Source organism: Sediminitomix flava, assembly GCF_003149185.1.
Taxonomy (GTDB): domain Bacteria; phylum Bacteroidota; class Bacteroidia; order Cytophagales; family Flammeovirgaceae; genus Sediminitomix; species Sediminitomix flava.
Window position 1 is genome coordinate 1,021,957 of sequence record NZ_QGDO01000001.1, and the last position, 16,667, is coordinate 1,038,623.

Annotated in this window: 19 protein-coding genes; 3 read left to right on the plus strand and 16 right to left on the minus strand. The window is 36.7% G+C overall.

The window, feature by feature from the left end:
• Window positions 1-136 precede the first annotated feature (136 nt).
• From BC781_RS03885 to BC781_RS03920, 8 genes are all read right to left on the minus strand, one after another.
• On the minus strand, window positions 137-664 hold the full coding sequence (locus BC781_RS03885) for an AAA family ATPase (protein ID WP_109615921.1): 528 nt from the start codon (window positions 662-664) through the stop codon (window positions 137-139).
• The gene (gene pnuC / locus BC781_RS03890; protein ID WP_109615922.1) at window positions 643-1,269 is read right to left on the minus strand and encodes a nicotinamide riboside transporter PnuC; all 627 of its coding nucleotides are present in this window, start codon (window positions 1,267-1,269) and stop codon (window positions 643-645) included. The genes BC781_RS03885 and pnuC overlap by 22 nt, the downstream gene beginning before the upstream one ends.
• 119 nt (window positions 1,270-1,388) lie before the next feature.
• Window positions 1,389-2,489 (minus strand): complex I subunit 1/NuoH family protein, encoded by a 1,101-nt coding sequence (locus BC781_RS03895; protein ID WP_109615923.1) that lies wholly within the window; start codon window positions 2,487-2,489, stop codon window positions 1,389-1,391.
• Between the two features lie 137 nt (window positions 2,490-2,626).
• A complete protein-coding gene (locus BC781_RS03900) occupies window positions 2,627-3,286 on the minus strand; it encodes a 3-oxoacid CoA-transferase subunit B (RefSeq protein WP_109615924.1) in 660 nt (219 codons plus the stop codon).
• Window positions 3,287-3,390: 104 nt separating this feature from the next.
• Window positions 3,391-3,840 (minus strand): acyl-CoA thioesterase, encoded by a 450-nt coding sequence (locus BC781_RS03905; protein WP_109615925.1) that lies wholly within the window; start codon window positions 3,838-3,840, stop codon window positions 3,391-3,393.
• An 83-nt stretch (window positions 3,841-3,923) separates the two neighbouring features.
• Complete coding sequence (gene rfaD / locus BC781_RS03910; RefSeq protein ID WP_109615926.1) at window positions 3,924-4,889, minus strand: ADP-glyceromanno-heptose 6-epimerase; 966 nt, start codon at window positions 4,887-4,889, stop codon at window positions 3,924-3,926.
• 81 nt (window positions 4,890-4,970) lie between these two features.
• On the minus strand, window positions 4,971-5,600 hold the full coding sequence (locus tag BC781_RS03915; protein ID WP_109615927.1) for an NUDIX domain-containing protein: 630 nt from the start codon (window positions 5,598-5,600) through the stop codon (window positions 4,971-4,973).
• A 102-nt stretch (window positions 5,601-5,702) separates the two neighbouring features.
• The gene (locus BC781_RS03920) at window positions 5,703-6,287 is read right to left on the minus strand and encodes a hypothetical protein (RefSeq protein WP_109615928.1); all 585 of its coding nucleotides are present in this window, start codon (window positions 6,285-6,287) and stop codon (window positions 5,703-5,705) included.
• Between the two features lie 226 nt (window positions 6,288-6,513).
• On the opposite strand from BC781_RS03920, the gene BC781_RS03925 reads away from it, so the two are divergent.
• Together BC781_RS03925 and BC781_RS03930 are read left to right on the plus strand one after the other, a co-directional pair.
• Entirely contained in the window at window positions 6,514-6,921 is a 408-nt protein-coding gene (locus BC781_RS03925; protein WP_109615929.1) for a carboxypeptidase-like regulatory domain-containing protein, read from the plus strand.
• 189 nt (window positions 6,922-7,110) lie between these two features.
• On the plus strand, window positions 7,111-7,674 hold the full coding sequence (locus BC781_RS03930) for a helix-turn-helix domain-containing protein (RefSeq protein WP_109615930.1): 564 nt from the start codon (window positions 7,111-7,113) through the stop codon (window positions 7,672-7,674).
• Window positions 7,675-8,121: 447 nt separating this feature from the next.
• On the opposite strand, the gene BC781_RS03935 is transcribed toward BC781_RS03930, so the two are convergent.
• The 7 genes from BC781_RS03935 to rsfS all read right to left on the minus strand — a co-directional run bounded on the left by BC781_RS03935 (window position 8,122) and on the right by rsfS (window position 14,328).
• Window positions 8,122-8,769: a flavodoxin family protein gene (locus BC781_RS03935; RefSeq protein WP_109615931.1), complete on the minus strand. Its 648-nt coding sequence runs from the start codon at window positions 8,767-8,769 to the stop codon at window positions 8,122-8,124.
• Window positions 8,770-8,857: 88 nt separating this feature from the next.
• The gene (locus BC781_RS03940) at window positions 8,858-9,235 is read right to left on the minus strand and encodes a DUF2255 family protein (protein WP_158281389.1); all 378 of its coding nucleotides are present in this window, start codon (window positions 9,233-9,235) and stop codon (window positions 8,858-8,860) included.
• A gap of 22 nt (window positions 9,236-9,257) precedes the next feature.
• Entirely contained in the window at window positions 9,258-9,734 is a 477-nt protein-coding gene (locus tag BC781_RS03945; protein WP_109615933.1) for a DUF2255 family protein, read from the minus strand.
• Window positions 9,721-10,692, minus strand: coding sequence for an alpha/beta hydrolase (locus BC781_RS03950; RefSeq protein WP_109615934.1), 972 nt, complete (start codon window positions 10,690-10,692; stop codon window positions 9,721-9,723). The genes BC781_RS03945 and BC781_RS03950 overlap by 14 nt, the downstream gene beginning before the upstream one ends.
• A 95-nt stretch (window positions 10,693-10,787) precedes the next feature.
• On the minus strand, window positions 10,788-11,657 hold the full coding sequence (locus BC781_RS03955) for a helix-turn-helix domain-containing protein (protein ID WP_109615935.1): 870 nt from the start codon (window positions 11,655-11,657) through the stop codon (window positions 10,788-10,790).
• A 204-nt stretch (window positions 11,658-11,861) separates the two neighbouring features.
• Complete coding sequence (gene ftsH / locus BC781_RS03960) at window positions 11,862-13,901, minus strand: ATP-dependent zinc metalloprotease FtsH (protein ID WP_109615936.1); 2,040 nt, start codon at window positions 13,899-13,901, stop codon at window positions 11,862-11,864.
• A 49-nt stretch (window positions 13,902-13,950) separates the two neighbouring features.
• Window positions 13,951-14,328: a ribosome silencing factor gene (gene rsfS, locus BC781_RS03965; RefSeq protein ID WP_109615937.1), complete on the minus strand. Its 378-nt coding sequence runs from the start codon at window positions 14,326-14,328 to the stop codon at window positions 13,951-13,953.
• Between the two features lie 87 nt (window positions 14,329-14,415).
• Between rsfS and BC781_RS03970 the strand changes: the two genes are divergently transcribed.
• Complete coding sequence (locus tag BC781_RS03970; protein WP_109615938.1) at window positions 14,416-15,192, plus strand: biotin--[acetyl-CoA-carboxylase] ligase; 777 nt, start codon at window positions 14,416-14,418, stop codon at window positions 15,190-15,192.
• Between the two features lie 65 nt (window positions 15,193-15,257).
• Here BC781_RS03970 and thrC read toward each other — a convergent pair whose 3' ends face one another.
• Window positions 15,258-16,571, minus strand: a complete 1,314-nt coding sequence (thrC, locus tag BC781_RS03975; RefSeq protein WP_109615939.1) for a threonine synthase — start codon at window positions 16,569-16,571, stop codon at window positions 15,258-15,260.
• Window positions 16,572-16,667: the final 96 nt, after the last annotated feature.

The following is a 16,667-nucleotide window of genomic DNA, read 5'->3' on the forward strand; positions in this document are numbered from 1 at the left end:
TTTCAACTATCCCCGAATTAGCATTACCTAATCGGGTTGTATGGGTATACTCTCAGCCCGTTGTATTGAGGCACCCCTAGTTGTGAATGTTACGTGATTACAAATGTTTATAAAAAACGGATGCAAAAGTAAGAATTTATTTCGAATTTAGAAGTAGTTCTATATTATTTATCGCCTTCTCAATTCGCTCTTCCTTCAGTCCGCCTATTATAATGACATTACTACTTAGTTTGTTTAGTTCTTTTTGGTACATTTCAAATAACTCATTTCTGAAATGCGGGTGTTCTCGCTGAGGATCAGCTTCCCAAGGTAAATCTGGTTTCATCAAAAAAATAAGATCATACTGCTGTTTTTGTAGTTGATCAACAATCCAAGCATCCGATCGTCCATACTTCACATCCCCCCAAACTTTGAGTACTGTCATTTCTGTATCTACAAAAAGGATTTGATTTGCCATTGGAATCAGCTGCTCTTCTGCTGCTAATTGACCTTTAGCAATGAGAAGAAGGTCTTTTTCTTCATATGGTCTATCCAGTTTTTCGATATAAGTCCGAGCAAACTCAGGAACCCATACCGTCTGATAATGCTTTGCTAAAAGTTCAGCTAAAGTACTCTTCCCACTAGACTCTGGACCTGTAATGGCTATACGGTAAGTTTTTGACATGCTTCTTGTGCTTTCTTTTTCCAAGAGAAATATCCCCAAATAGCTAACAATAGGTAGAAGAAATAAAGTAGGCTACTCAAGTACCAGCCTTTATAAAAATATAATGGAATGGCTAGAAGGTTTGCCAAAATCCAAAAATGCCAATTTTCAACTTTACGCTTTGCCACAAGCCACATCGCTACGAAAGCAGGGGCAGTACTAGAGGCATCCCACCAAGGGACATTCGTATCAGTAAAATGATCGAGAAAAAAGCCCAAGGCTATAAAGCTCAAAAGAGCGAAACTTATACTTATTAAATTCTCTTTGAAGTCATTGAAAGTGATTGGCAATACAGCATGATTCGAATCTCTACGAGTCCACATGTACCAACCATACACACTCATCATCACATAATATGCATTGATACCCATTTCAGCATATAAAGCAGAAGTATAGCCCATATACACAAAAATGCCCACACTGATTAAGCCTAAAGGATAAACTGCAATATGATTTTTACGTTCATACCAAACACTCATCAAACCTGTCGCGAAAGCTACTACCTCAAACCACTGTAAAGCTTTAGCAGTACTCCAAACGCTCTCCCAAAATTCTACCCAATCCATTAATCCGTAATCATATTAAAAATTCAGCCCGCAAAGATAGCGTAACTCTTGAAACTAAAAAACGGAAGTTGTTTCTGTACAACTTCCGCTCTATTCATACCATTTAGATCAGTCTTCACCTAGATCATCATCAATCTCCAAACAGCACTAATAAGTACTAATACAAGTGCCATTGGTGTCAGGTATTTCCAACATAATGCCATTAACTGATCAATACGCAAACGTGGATAAGTCCAACGAGCTAGCATTTGGAAAAACACCAAAGTAAATGCTTTTGAGATTAGCCAAAATGCTCCCCAAGCATACCCACTTACTTCACCGACAACTCCACTTGTCCAATCTGCCAAACGAACAGAACCAATATTGGGCAAAGGCGTATTCCAACTTCCTAAGAAAAGAATACTAGCCAGCAAACTTGCCAACAACATCATTCCATATTCTGAAAGCATCAAGAAGGCAAAACGCATTCCTGAGTATTCTACGATATAACCTGCAATCAACTCTGATTCTGATTCAGGTAAATCGAATGGTGTACGATTAGCTTCCGCTAAAGATGCTACGAAGAAAATGACAAAAGCGAAAAAGAGGAATGGAGAACGGAAAATGTTCCATGTCAAAAATCCTCCAACTTCAGTCACATTTATATTTAAAAACTTTAATCCGAATAAATAATTAGGATCGGCATTCAATAATTGAGCTGAGAATATACCTTGTTGCATACTCATCTCTTGTAGATCCAAGGTCTGAGAAATCATCACAGGACATAAAATCGTTAAACTCAGTGGTACTTCATATGAAATCATTTGAGCGGCAGAACGCATTGCGCCATACAATCCATATTTGTTATTAGAACCCCAACCTGCCATCAAAATACCAATCACATCCATTGAGATGATTGCCATCATGTAAAAAACACCAACAGCGGCAGCTGATCCAACAAAGTTTGGTGCAAAAGGGATAATCGCGAAACCTGCGAAAATAGAAGTAAAAACAACTACGGGCGCTAACTGAAACAAGGGTTTGTCAGCTGCCGCAGGTCTAGTATCCTCTTTTGTCAAAAGCTTGACGATATCCGCCAACGTTTGTAGTAATCCGTAAGGACCTGTTACCATCGGTCCGACACGATTCTGAATAAAGGCAGAAACTTTACGCTCTGCATAAACTCCAAAAAGTGCGAATGTAAGGATAAACGGAAGAACGATAAAAAGTGCAATAGTCATATTCTCTTGGTCTTATTCAACTCTCCTAGCAGAAAGAACTCACAAAGATAACTATTGTTTGAATTATAAAAAGAAAGCCAGACTCGAATACTCAAGTCTGGCAAATCTGGTCGTATAATTGAATTGGTTTATGATATCTAATCAAGTTGCATTTCAGGGATTTCTCCTTCTACAATAAGCTTACCTGCTGTTACTTCTTTAATTTCTTCCACACTCACACCTGGTGCTCTTTCCAAGAGCTTAAAACCTCCTTCAGGTAATACATCAAGTACCGCAAGATTTGTCACGATTTTCTTTACACAGTTTACTCCTGTGATTGGAAGGGTGCATTTAGGCAATAATTTTGATTGACCTGATTTGCTACAATGCTGCATAGCAACTATAATATTGTCAGCAGAAGCAACCAAGTCCATAGCTCCTCCCATACCTTTCACCATCTTCCCAGGGATTTTCCAATTGGCAATATCTCCATTCTCAGAAACTTCCATTGCGCCTAAAATGGTCAGATCAATATGTCCCCCTCTAATCATCGCAAAGCTTTCAGCAGAACTAAATAGGCTAGAGCCAGCCAACATACTTACTGTTTGCTTTCCTGCGTTGATCAAATCAGCATCAACTTCATCTTCTGTGGGAAAAGGACCGATGCCTAACAATCCATTTTCAGATTGTAATACGACATCAATATCAGATGGGATATAGTTTGCTACAAGAGTCGGGATACCAATACCTAAATTGACATAAAAGCCATCCTCAAGCTCTTTCGCTATTCGTTTAGCAATTCCGTGTTTATCTAGCATGTTGTTGTTTGTGGTTTTTGAGTCTCTATTGACAGCCTCCTCAAGCTGAATAGTAACTTATTACAATAAGTTAAAACTTAAATCCACAGAATACAAGTATTTTACTAATTCTCTGAAGGAACACTCTTTTCTAAACGGATAATATTATCCCACATTAACTGAGGCACGGTGACAGTTTCCCCCAAATTAAAATCGTAATGGATGATTGAAGAACTAAAGAAAGCGACCAAAGTATTGAACTTGGTACTATAAAATTTGGAGATCATCTTAATTCTCTGATCATCAAACTCCTTTACTTTAATCCCTACTTTCACCTGATCTGGAAAAGTGACAGGATAGACAAAGTTTGATTCCATAGAAGCCACCATCAAACCTTGGTTTTTGTGTTCTTCATCGGAAGTTTGGAGTCTTCTAAAATATTCTTGTTGGGCTGTCTCAAACCATTTAATGTAGGTTGAATGATTGAGATGTTGGTGTGCATTCAAATCTCCCCAAATGACAGGAAACTCTAACCAGATTGGAAATTCTGAAGGAATAAGTGCTGTTGATTTCATGTTGTTTTGATTGTACCTATACTGATGCAATCAAAAAACAGAAAGAGATTGTTCCCAAAACGGAAACAATCTCTTTTTTATTTCTAGTAATATTTCTTTTCAGAAAGGTAATTTTTCACATAATCTGTGACTCCTTCCTCCAAAGTATGGAAGGCTTTATCGTATCCGATACTTCTTAACTTAGACATATCTGCCTCAGTGAAATATTGGTATTTGTCACGAATATCTTCAGGAGTATCTCTAAATGAAATATTCTCTGCTTTATCCATTGCTGCAAAAGTAGCTTTTGTAAGGTCTAAGAACGTACGTGCTGTTCCTGTACCCAAGTTGTAAAGTCCTGAGTTCTTACGGTGATGCATCAAGAACATCATCACTTCCACTACATCTTTTACATAAACAAAGTCTCTTGACTGATGTCCATCTGCAATTCCTTCTTTGTGCGAACGGAACAATTGCATTCCTTCAGTCTCTCCGATTTGTTTGTGAGCGTGCATAATCACAGATGCCATACGTCCTTTATGGTACTCATTAGGTCCGTATACATTAAAGAACTTCAAGCCTGCCCAGAAGAAAGGTTTCTTCTCTTCTTTCATTGCCCACTTATCAAAATCATTCTTAGAGACACCATAAGGGTTTAATGGTTGTAATTGCTCAATGATGTCCTCACTGTCAACGTAACCATGCTCACCTAATCCATAGGTTGCAGCCGAAGAAGCATATACCACAGGAATGGCATGTTCACAACATGCTTTCCAAACTTTTTTCGTGTATTCTGTATTTAGGTGGTTCAACACGTCCATATCGAACTCAGCCGTGTTTGTACGAGCCCCCATGTGGAAGATAAATTCAACCTCTAGGTGATTTTTATCTAACCAATCAAAGAAATCTTCACGATCTACTTTTTCAATAATTCTTTTGCCATCCAGATTTTTATTTTTTTCTGGATTAGAGAAATCATCAACTGCAACCACGTGGTTGAAGTTATCCTCATTCAAGCGGCTGACCATACAGCTCCCAATGAAGCCTGCTGCTCCCGTTACTACAATCATTATTTAAGAATTTATAAAGTCGATCAAATGAATTTGAGGGCAAAGTTAATTATTTCAAAGAAAGAAATAACTTCTAAGTGATTAGATTTTAGGAATGTTTTGTGAGATCAAATCTTGCGTTTGAAGCCACTGCAATCCGATAATTGTCTTGGCATCGTGTATTTGCCCTTCTTCAAGCATTTTATAAAGGGTCTTTTTATCATAAAATTCCAAGGCAATATCTTCATATTCACAATCCAATCCACCGCCTTCTTCTATTTTAGATGCATTGTCTACTTCTATATAGAATAAATGGACTTTCTCATAAGTATTGCCTGGTGTAGAAAAGAAAGAACAAATGAACTCCGTCTTCTGAGCTTTATACCCAGTTTCTTCCAAGACTTCTCGTTCAATGGCTTCAAATTTACTTTCTCCTTTATCCAAAATTCCAGCTACGGTTTCTGTAAGCCAAGCATTTCCACTTTGCATGATTGGGAAACGAAATTGCCTTACCAAAACCACTTTCTGTAAATCCTTGTGCCAAAGAATTGCGGTTACGGCTTCTCCTCTATCGTTAAAAATACGAGTTATGGTATCTGTCATCCCTCCATCAAACTTCTCATGACGAAGCGTCCCTTTTCTGATCTTAAGAAAATCGTCATAGACGGTTTCTTCTGACAGAATCTCTACTTTTTGAGGATGTTTATTGATTTTTTTTCCTTTTAGGTACATGATTTCAAGGTATCTGATACTCAGTTTATAAACAAAACTTAAAGCAAAAGGATATAATCATGTATCTGATTTCTTGATAGAAAGGAAGTTATTCTTAGAATTTTAGTGCAATGGTTGTCGAATAATCACAGTTTTGTCAGATGGCGTCTTTCCCAAATAGATTTCATGGTGAAATTCCTTTGGTCGTCGTCCCAATTGACGGATGTAACGAAACATTTCTCCTATCGGAATATCTGTATTACTAGACATATGCCCTTTACCTAACATCTGAACACAATCACCATCTTCATATTCAAAAATACTGATCCCATTTACAGAAGAAGTATTCCCATCGCTATGATAGCTCTGAAATAAAGAAATAAGAGAATCTTTAAATTTTAGAGGAATTCGTAAAAGTAGTTTCCATGCCCAACGCGTATGGAGTTGACTTTTATCTTTAGCACTCTGATCTAACTCCCAAAGAGTCTCTAGCCTTGGGATACTAAATGAAATCTGATGTTCTTTGAGGGCGTAGTTTGCAAATTCCTGTGCAAATTCTAGAAGCAATTTAGATTTTGATTGAAATTCATTATGGTCAGGCTCACCAATTCCATTGATACTCAGGTATAATTTTTTATCAAAGGAAATAAATTCCGGGGTATTCTTAGCATTGTAATAATTAGGATCTATAGCTTCTATATCAAGCATGATAAGGATTGGTTTCTTCTTGAAATTAAAAAATAGTGATTTTAAAAAAACAGTTCCATCAAATAATAGGTGATTTCTCTAAATCTTAAAAATTTGTTATGAAATATTTATAACTAACTCTTTGAATCTCACTCTAAGATTATCTTACTTTTGCTAAAGGAAGGTATGTGATATCTTAATTTACCTTACCGCTTTTTTGTTTCTCATTTCCTCATATATTTAGTCTATGAAAAAATTAGTAAGCATTATTTCTTTCATTAGTTTTATTTTATTGAGTGCCTATACTCCTATCGACTCTTTTGACAAACCTGTTGTATTGTTGAAAGTTACCGTTTTAGATGAGACGGGTAATACTCAAAAAAATGCTAAGATCAGATTATATGAATCTTTGACTGACTTTCAATTTGATGATAATGTAGTCGTAGAAGGAACGACTAACGATAAAGGGAAAGCCACATTCAAAGGTCTTGCACCAAAGAGTTATTTTGTAAAAGCTTGGAAAGGTAATAAAGTTTCTCCAGAAGCTGGATTAAAAACTAAGAAGTTACAAAAGAATAATTTGAATAAGATAAATGTGATCATTTCAGAAGCTAATGAAATGGCAATTCCAAAAGTGAAGAAAGAAGGTAAATAATAGACCTTAGACTTCTAAAACAAAGAGCCTTACAAATCATTGTAGGGCTTTTTTTATTTGCCATTGCATTATTTCTACTCCGAGTAAAACAAATCAAACTATATTCTAAGATAAATAGACTGAAATTAGCACTACAAGAAACATCTCTCTATACTTACGACATCTAAAGGTTCATCAAATCACTATTACTTGTCCAAAAATCTCAGATATATAGATCGAAAAATCATTGCAGAAGGACTCAAGCTAAAATTAAGCAAAGCTGAGATTGCAGACACCTTGAAGGTCTCTGTGACTACCATCTACCGAGAATTGAACCGAAACACCCGTAAATCTGGTACTTACGATCCAAAATATGCCCACAAATTAGCATTAGCCCGTAAAAAACGGGTAGGAAGCATTGCCAAGAAAAAGTCTGTACAGACAAAAAAGAAAGCTTATACACTTTATGCTGATCGTCGTTTGATAAAATGGTTTTCGGACACGACAGAAGGAAGAAAACCTAAAAACACTTTTCTTACTCCTTTAAAATGGGGAAGTGCGTATCAGGTTATACTTTCAAAGAAAGTATTCCATTTCTACAACGATTTCGCATTATTCGCCTTACTCTATTATCATGAAGGTTGGAACTTCCCAACAATCATTGATGTACTTTACAGTTCATTTCTACCCCATCTAACATCCAACTCAACTTTTGTTTCAAGTACAAAAGCCTTCACTCCTATAAACTTTATCCAAAAAAATACAGCTGCTTAATCCTATTCTCCCATTTTTTTAATTGCTCAATTGGAAAAGTCACTACACCTATGATCGGAAATTGAAAATGCTTCAATTTTGCAGCCTCAAGAGGTTAATTCTAACTTAGAAAACCTTCATCTTTTTGAGCTTAGTTTCTTTTTTGCATTTGCTCACGAATTGTATTTGATCTTCAATTTTAACTAAATGGACTTCTATTCACCTATAAAGTTCATTAATCAAAAAAACGTGTAAAACTAAAAAAGCATCAAGCTACAAAAGCCCAATGCTAATAAATTTCACCCTAGTATAAATCTGTGACGTTATAGTAGGGCTAACATTACGAAGTTTAGAGAGTTGATTATTCCTCATCTTGATCACTCAATTAGTGCTAGAACGCCAAACTGCAGCTTTGAATCCTATAGGTTTAACTTGGGATATTAATTTTTGAAAATGCCTTTAGTCATTCTACAAGTCTGTTGAGATGCTCAACTGAACCAATTGTTCCAATATTTGCTTTTCTAATTCTTGCGTGTCTATCTGTTGTCCCATTCGTCCTCTGTTCACTGCTATATGCCCCATAAACACTCCTCCTTTTGCTCGAACTGAATCTGCAAAATCGTCAATATACTGTTGCTCAAATTTACTATTGTAAGTATTGAATAATATGACCTTGGTTCCTCTCAAATCATTTGATCTAATGAACTCCCAAATAGGTGGTGCGGGACTATACCACCAAATAGGGGATCCTATATAAAGCGTGTCTATTGTATTGAAATCAACAGGATTGTAATTAATTTCCGCTTTTTGCTTTCGTGCATCTTGATTGGCATTTATCCAACCATTGAGTCCAATCTTATAGTTTTCAGCTTCAATAGGAAGAAGCATTGCTTTTTTATGCTTTGCAATAGTCTTGGCTGCTACCTCTGTATTCTTGGATCGACTAAAATAAGCGACAACAGTTTTTGAACCGTTTGTATTTTCTTGAAAGGGGAAAAGCGCATTGTCCTTATATTGCTTATGTTCAGTACTTACAACGAATACTGCAAAACCAACAAGGGATAACAATAATGTTCCAATTAGTCCGAGGAGAATGTAAATCACTTTCTTTTTCACTGTCTAAAACAATACTTTATATTACTCAAATCAAGCCACGTTTGATCATATCTATGTGCATTAACAACACCATATTTCTGCTTGTTCATTAATCCAGTACAGGGACAAGTTCCATAGTTCTTTCCATAAAACGTTTTCCTGTCATTTTATGAGCAATTTCAGGATAATGATTCAGACGTGTATCATATTTTTCGATATACGCCCTATTGATTTCCTCTCCCAAAGCTTCTAGATCATCAGGAATAATTCCTTTTACTCGAATCTCAATTTGCCCACATTTGATATGCCCCTTTGGATCATTTTGAAAGCTGGTATACCAGCTTCGTTCAGCAAAAGCGTACTGCCTACAGAATATTCTATTATAAGCCACCACTAGCCAAATATCATTGAATCTATGTATTTCCCCTGCCTTAATTTGAGGAGTTTTGGTCTCATGAACCAAATTTAGGATTTCATTCTTTGTCATGTTCATTCCCTTTAAGAATTAGCTATGGTCTAGTTGCTATTACCTTCAACTCCAGTGTCCGCGCCATCCTTTCTGCTTCGATCATTTGTTTGGCAATTTCGGGATGATCTCCATCTCCATACTTTTGTATATAAGCTGTATTGATTTTCTCATTGATAGCATCGAGATCATCAGGTATTATACCTTCAATTTGATAGAACTTATCGCCACATTGTATCGCTCCCTTTTTATCTTCCAAAAACTTATAATACCAACCCTTTGGATCGCCTAGCCATGACCTTGAAAAAATTCTATCGTCTACAACGACCATCCACATGTCAATAAATGGGTGGGTGTCACCCTGTCTGATGGTGGTAATGGGTGTGGCATTAATACAATTTATAAGATCTACATAGTCTTGATCTGCAATACTATGGATCTTGTTTTGCTGTGCATAAGAAAATTCCCCCATCAGTATTGACAGAGGAAAAATCATAATCAGTATTTTAAAGGCTTTCATTAAATAATTGATGAATTTTATCAATAGCTATGCTTACTGCTTCCTCAACATGATATAAATCGATATGCGATGCACCCTCTACGATGAATAACTCACCTCTTCCTTCATTGGTGTAGCTAATCGCTTCGTCACTAAGTGGACCAGTCAGTGCGATTTCACCCCTGATAGCAAGTAATGGACGATCATTCAGGTATTTTAGCATCGGATTCACATTCATCATATATCGAATGTCTATGGATTGTGCGTCTCTGTAATCACCATTGGTCACTTTATACCATCCACGATTACCACCTTCTCTGTAATAGTGACTGGCTTGCTTCCAAAATTGATTTCTTGTTTCCCATTGGCTTTGATCTTCTGCAAAATCCGTTTCACCATACCAAGCATCTACATATTGCTCCTCATTAGTAAGGTAATAATGCTTACGTGCTTTAATGGACGTCTCCAGCATTTCATCAAAGGGTAATGCGCCTGCAGTAGTTACCCAGCCCGCAAAATCAAAAATTCCTGATACCGTGGCGACTTTTTTGATTCGTGGATCAAAAGCGGCAGCATAAGCTACATAGCCTGCCCCAGAACAAATCCCTAATCCTACAATGTTATCTTCATCCACACTCTGAAGACAGCTTAAAAAAGTCACTGCATTTTTAATATCATAAACCTTCATGAAAGGGTCTTCACGGTATCTAGGCGTTCCTTCACTTTCTCCAAAAGTTCTGTGGTCAAATGATAGCGCGATATACCCTAGGCTAGCGAGCCTTTCAGCATATAAACCTGTCGATTGCTCTTTTACTGCTCCTGCTGGTGTTGCAGTCACGATAGTCGTATACTTTTTCGTTGCATCAAAATTTGCTGGAGTGAATAAATTACCTTGTAACTTATAGCCTTCACTCATAAACCAAACTGGATTTTTTCCAGCCTTTAATGCTGTGGAGTATTTGATTCCAAAATTCTTCATTGCTACTTTTTTAAAATTTGTTTCTGCAAAACTATAGTGTAGCTGAATCTTGAAAAGATACTTTTTCGGAGATTATGGGTAAAAATTAGAGATTACTAAGATTTTCGGTATTGGCTTGGGCTTAAGTCCGTTTCAGCTTTAAATACCTTTGCAAAATAGTTAGGGTATTCAAACCCAAGACTGTAAGCAATATCTGATACCGATTGATTACTATTTTTAAGCAATTGTTTAGCCGTCGCTATAATATGTTCTTGTATATGTTTTTTAGCCGTTTTAGAGGTATAGGTCTTTAATAAATCACTCAAATAGTCGGGGGTTATACTCAGTTGATCAGCGAAATCATTCACCTGTGGCAGCTGTACTACTTCTTGATTATTGATATAATAGGTTTTCAATAAGTGATGAAATTTTTCTACGATAGCATTATACTGTAGTTTCCTTTGATTGAACTGTCTTTCATAAAATCGATCAATATAATTAAACAGTAGATTGGAATAGCTAATGATAATCTCTGTATCTGCTGGTGAATTTTTATACTCAGCATGCATCTGCTCAAAAAGGGTTGTTATCCTAAGTTGTTCAACTTCCTTTAAAAACAAAGCCTCATGGTTTCCATAATAAAGGAATGAGTATTTCAAATGCGGATTTTCCTCAATTACTGAAGGTAATATTTGAAGGTAATAGCCGGTATAATCCTCTTCGGTATCCCATTCCAATACCTGATTTGGACTTGTGAAATACATAAATCCTTGGTTTTCCTCCTCTGGCTGAGCGCCAAATTGACTTGGATTACTAAAGTTGTGCTTTAAGGAAATTCTATAAAAGTCTAAATATACAGGCGGGGAAGTCAAACGCAGCTGCTCCGAATCTTGATATCTTCCTACATCAATTACAGTGTTTTTATTGGGTATTAAACCTGCATATTCATTATAATTTTGTATGGTTTTGAATTGATTCTTCTTCATGATATATATTAGACTTTTGACTAGTCTCTAAGACATTTAATGTTGTCAAAAATAGGCTTATCGACCTAGGTTTAGTATCCCAATTCCCCAAAGGTATCAATAACTAATAGCCAATCTTTCTAACCTCACCTATGTATGATATATAAAAAGAGCTTAAACCATAATATGGTTTAAGCTCTTTTAAAATTTTATTTCAGCTTGTGATTATTCCGAATCAGTTTCTTTAGATTCTTCTTTTTTCACATCCTCTTTTACTTCTTCTACTGTCTCAGCACTTTGAGTAGCTTCTTTTTGCTCTTTAGCTTCAGTAAACTTTTGGTAAGTTGTCTTTTGCTCAAAAGGGCGTTGTCCGATTAACTTCTCAAGGTCTGATTGATAAAGAATTTCTTTATCCAATAGTTGCTGTGCCAAAATTTCAAGCTCTTGTCTCTTGCTGTTCAAAAGATCAATCGTTCTAGCGTAAGCGTCTTGAATGAACTTCTTCACCTCTTCGTCAATCTTTTCAGCTGTTGCTTCAGAATAAGGACGAGAACCGAATTCGCTACGGTTAGGATCATAGAATGAGACATGACCAATCTCTTTGTTCATACCATAGATAGAGATCATGCTGTAAGCCATTTTAGTCGTTCTTTCCAAGTCACTTAAAGCTCCTGTAGAAATCTTCCCGAAGACAATTTCTTCAGCTGCACGACCACCAAGTGTCATACAAATTTCGTCTAGCATTTGCTCTGTAGTGTGCAAGAACTGTTCTTTTGGCAAGTATTGGGCATATCCTAATGCTGCAACACCTCTTGGTACAATACTTACTTTTACCAATGGATCGGCATGCTCCAAGAACCAACCTGCTACAGCGTGACCAGCCTCATGGTAAGCCACAATTTTCTTTTCATCTGGAGAAATGATTTTATTTTTCTTCTCAAGACCACCGATCACACGATCGATCGCAGCTTGGAAGTCTTCCATTTCAACCGCATTTTTCTCTTTACGAGCTGCAATAAGAGCTGCTTCGTTACAAACGTTGGCAATCTCAGCACCCGCAAAACCTGGTGTTTGAGCCGCAAGCTCTTTTGGTTTTACGCCTTCAGCCAACTTGATTGGCATAAGGTGTACCTTAAAGATTTGCTCTCTACCAATAATATCTGGTTTATCTACACTGATTTGTCTGTCAAAACGCCCTGGACGAAGAAGTGCATTATCCAATACATCAGGACGGTTAGTCGCTGCAAGAATAATTACACCCGAGTCAGTCGCAAAACCATCCATTTCTACCAATAGAGAGTTCAATGTATTTTCTCTCTCATCGTTAGAACCTGGCATTTGCCCTTTTCCTCTTGAACGACCAATCGCATCGATCTCATCAATAAAGATAATTGCTCTACCTTTTTCTTTTGCTTGCTTGAATAAGTCTCTCACACGAGCAGCACCTACCCCTACAAACATTTCAACAAAGTCAGAACCTGAAAGACTGAAGAAAGGCACTCCAGCTTCTCCTGCTACTGCTTTTGCCAAAAGAGTTTTACCTGTACCCGGAGGGCCTACTAGTAGAACTCCTTTAGGGATTTTACCACCAAGATTAGTGTACTTCGATGGGTTTTTAAGGAATTGAACAATTTCTTCAACTTCCTCTTTAGCCTCATCAAGACCTGCTACATCATTGAAGGTTATCTTAACTTTATTTTCAGCATCAAACAGTGCCGCTTTTGATTTCCCAATGTTAAAAATCTGACCGCCAGTACCACCGCCAGCCATACGACGCATCAAGAACCAGAAACCGAAAAGGAATGCAATAATAATTGACCAACTCAAGAATTGGCTTCCTAATTCTCCACGATTGTTATCTGCCTTTACAATTACTTGTTTGTCTGCAGGAACATCCGCTTGAATCTGATCTAGTTTTTCTAAGAACTGATTTGCATCTACAATTTGAAACGTAAAATGAGGACCATAAACGCCTGAGAAAGGACGATCATCTAACTGATCCTTATACATTGGCTTTTTGAATGCCTCTGTATCAAGAGTAACTTCTACAAAGTCTTTGTTTACAATGGTAATTTCTCTAACGTCTCCCTCTTTTACCATCTTTTCGAACTCAAATAGGCTAATATCAGAGGCGGAGCCTTGGCTATTCATCCAAGTAATACCAAGTACACCGACAATGAGTGCCAATAACAACCAAACTTGAAAGTTGCCCTTTGGTGCGCTATTGGGGTTCACCCTATTGTTCTTTTTCGGATTTCCTGTCATGTGTATCTATCTAAAGTGTATCTCAAGAAATTTCAATTAAAAAGAAAGCCTAATCTAGGTTTTCAAAACGAGTGACTTTGGCGTCACCCCATAAATCTTCCAAACCAAAATATTCTCGACGGCTTTTTTCAAAAATATGAACTACAACGTTAATATAATCTAATATAATCCATTGTTTTTGCGTATAGCCTTCTCTATGATGCGGAAGCTCGTTTTTTGCAATTTTTATGATTTCCTCAACACTATTCTGAATTGCATCCACTTGCGTATCGGTATTACCCGTAGCAATCACAAAAAAGTCTGCGACTGCATTTCCTGTCTTTCTCAAGTCAAGTAAAACAATATCCTTGGCCTTTTTCTCCTGCATCCCTTTCACCGCAAGTTCGGCAAGCTCTTTCGAGTCTAATTCAGTATTTTTTCTTTCCATTCTATTTTTTTAGAAATCTTTCTAGCTATTGTGTAATTTTGTCTGATAGATAGTCAGTTGTTTTACCTATTCATACAAAACTAAGAATTGTATAAAAACTTTACCAACACTTATTTCATTGGCAAAAAAGTAACTTATCTGCCAACTTGTCATTCAACCAATGACATCGCTTCCGAGATCATCCAAAAAGGAGAAGCTATCGATGGTCAATGTGTTATTACCTCATACCAAACGAAAGGTCGTGGTCAACGTGGAAATTATTGGGAGTCGGAAGAAGATAAAAATATTATGCTCTCACTGATTCTCCGTCCGTCATTCTTAACTGCCTACGAACAATTTCAACTTAATATAGCAATCTCTTTGGGCATTTTTGATGTTTTATACAACTATACTGGCGATGGCTTAACTTTAAAATGGCCAAACGATATCTATTTCAAGAAACAAAAGCTTTGTGGTATCTTAATTGAAAACTGTATTAAAGGTTCAAAGATTGACACCACAACTATTGGTATGGGAATAAATATCAACCAGTGTAATTTTAACCATCCAGAAGCCATTTCTGTTTCTCAAATTACAGGGAAACTGTTCAATTTGGAAGAAGTAATTGCAGATTTACTGAAAGGGATTGAAAAAAGATACTTTCAGTTACTCAACGGTAAAAAAGACCTACTCAAACAAGACTATTTGAGTAAACTACTGAATTACCAAGTGTTTGCACAATACCTTGATATGAGAAAAGACCCACCAGAACCTTTTGAAGGAAATATTTTGGGGGTAAATGACAAAGGACAGTTAGCCGTACAAAGAACCAATGAAATCGATTATTTCAACTTCAAAGAAGTGAAATTTGTTATTAACCGCTAAACTTTAATGAAAAAGTCATCCCAATTTACTTGAGATGACTTTATTTTTTCATACCGTCTTAGAGACTATTTTTGGCTCATTGCCATTTCTAGAAGATACTCTTTTAATTCAGAGAATTCTGTTCCCATAGAAATTGCTTGCTTTTCACGCTCAATCAATTCTTTCAAACGTTGAGGCATTTCAATTTCTTTGCTCAAGTTATCTTCAACTATATCTTTGAATTTCACAGGGTGTGCTGTTCCTAACACAATTCCTGTTACATCTTCTTTTGTTTCTTTCAAGTAATCTTCCAATCCGTAGTACCCAACGGCTGTATGTGGACACATTACATATGCTGATTCTTGGTAAACCTCTTTCATTTTTTCTAAGGTTTGCTCATCGTTATAAGCATAACCTTTGATTCTTGAAGATACTTTTTCGTAAGAGTCTTCATGAAGTGCCATCAAACGAGGGAAGTTACTAGGGTTACCCACATCCATTGCATTAGAAAGTGTCTTCACGGAAGGACGAGGAGTAAACTCCTTTGTTTTTAAGTAAGTCGGAACAATGTCATTCGCATTTGTAGATGCGATAAACTGATGTATAGGTAATCCCATTCTTTCAGCAATCAATCCACCACAAAGGTTTCCGAAGTTTCCACTTGGTGTACAGAATACGACAGGCTTACCCAATGCTTTTGTTTGTGCATAAGCATAGAAATAGTAGAATGATTGAGGAATCAATCTACAAATATTAATAGAGTTGGCTGAAGTCAAGTGTAAATGAGCATTCAACTCTTTATCCAAGAATGCCTCTTTTACCATTCGCTGACAGTCATCAAAGGTACCATCAATCTCAAGAGCTTTAATATTCTGACCGTTTGTTGTCAATTGCTGCTCTTGAATGAAACTTACTTTTCCTTTAGGATAAAGGATTGTCACATCAATGCCATCCATCCCTAAGAAACCTTGAGCTACGGCACTACCTGTATCTCCAGAAGTTGCCACTAGAATATGTACTCGCTCACCTTCTTCCAAATAATGTTGCATGATGCGCCCCATGAAACGCCCACCAAAATCTTTAAAAGCAAGTGTTGGCCCATGGAAAAGCTCTAAGACATGTTTGTTGTCTTTTACTTTTACGACTGGTGCATCAAAATTTACAGCATCATCAATAATGGTTTTTAACTTATCCTCTGCTATATCATTTTGAAGCAATGTTTTTGCAACCTCGAAAGCAATTTCTTTGAAGCTTAAGTTTTCAATATTTTCAAAGAAAGAACTTGGCAGACTTGGAATTTCTGTAGGCATATACAAACCATTGTCTGCTGGAAGACCACGGAAAAGTGCTTCTTTTAAACCTACTTCTGGAACCTGTTTATTGGTACTGTATAATTTCATAAAAAAGTCGTTAAGTTGAGCGCAACGTTAATTATCGATTTATCTAAATTACAATGAACACTAAAGCAGAGCTTTAGCAAAAGTGAAGATATGTTT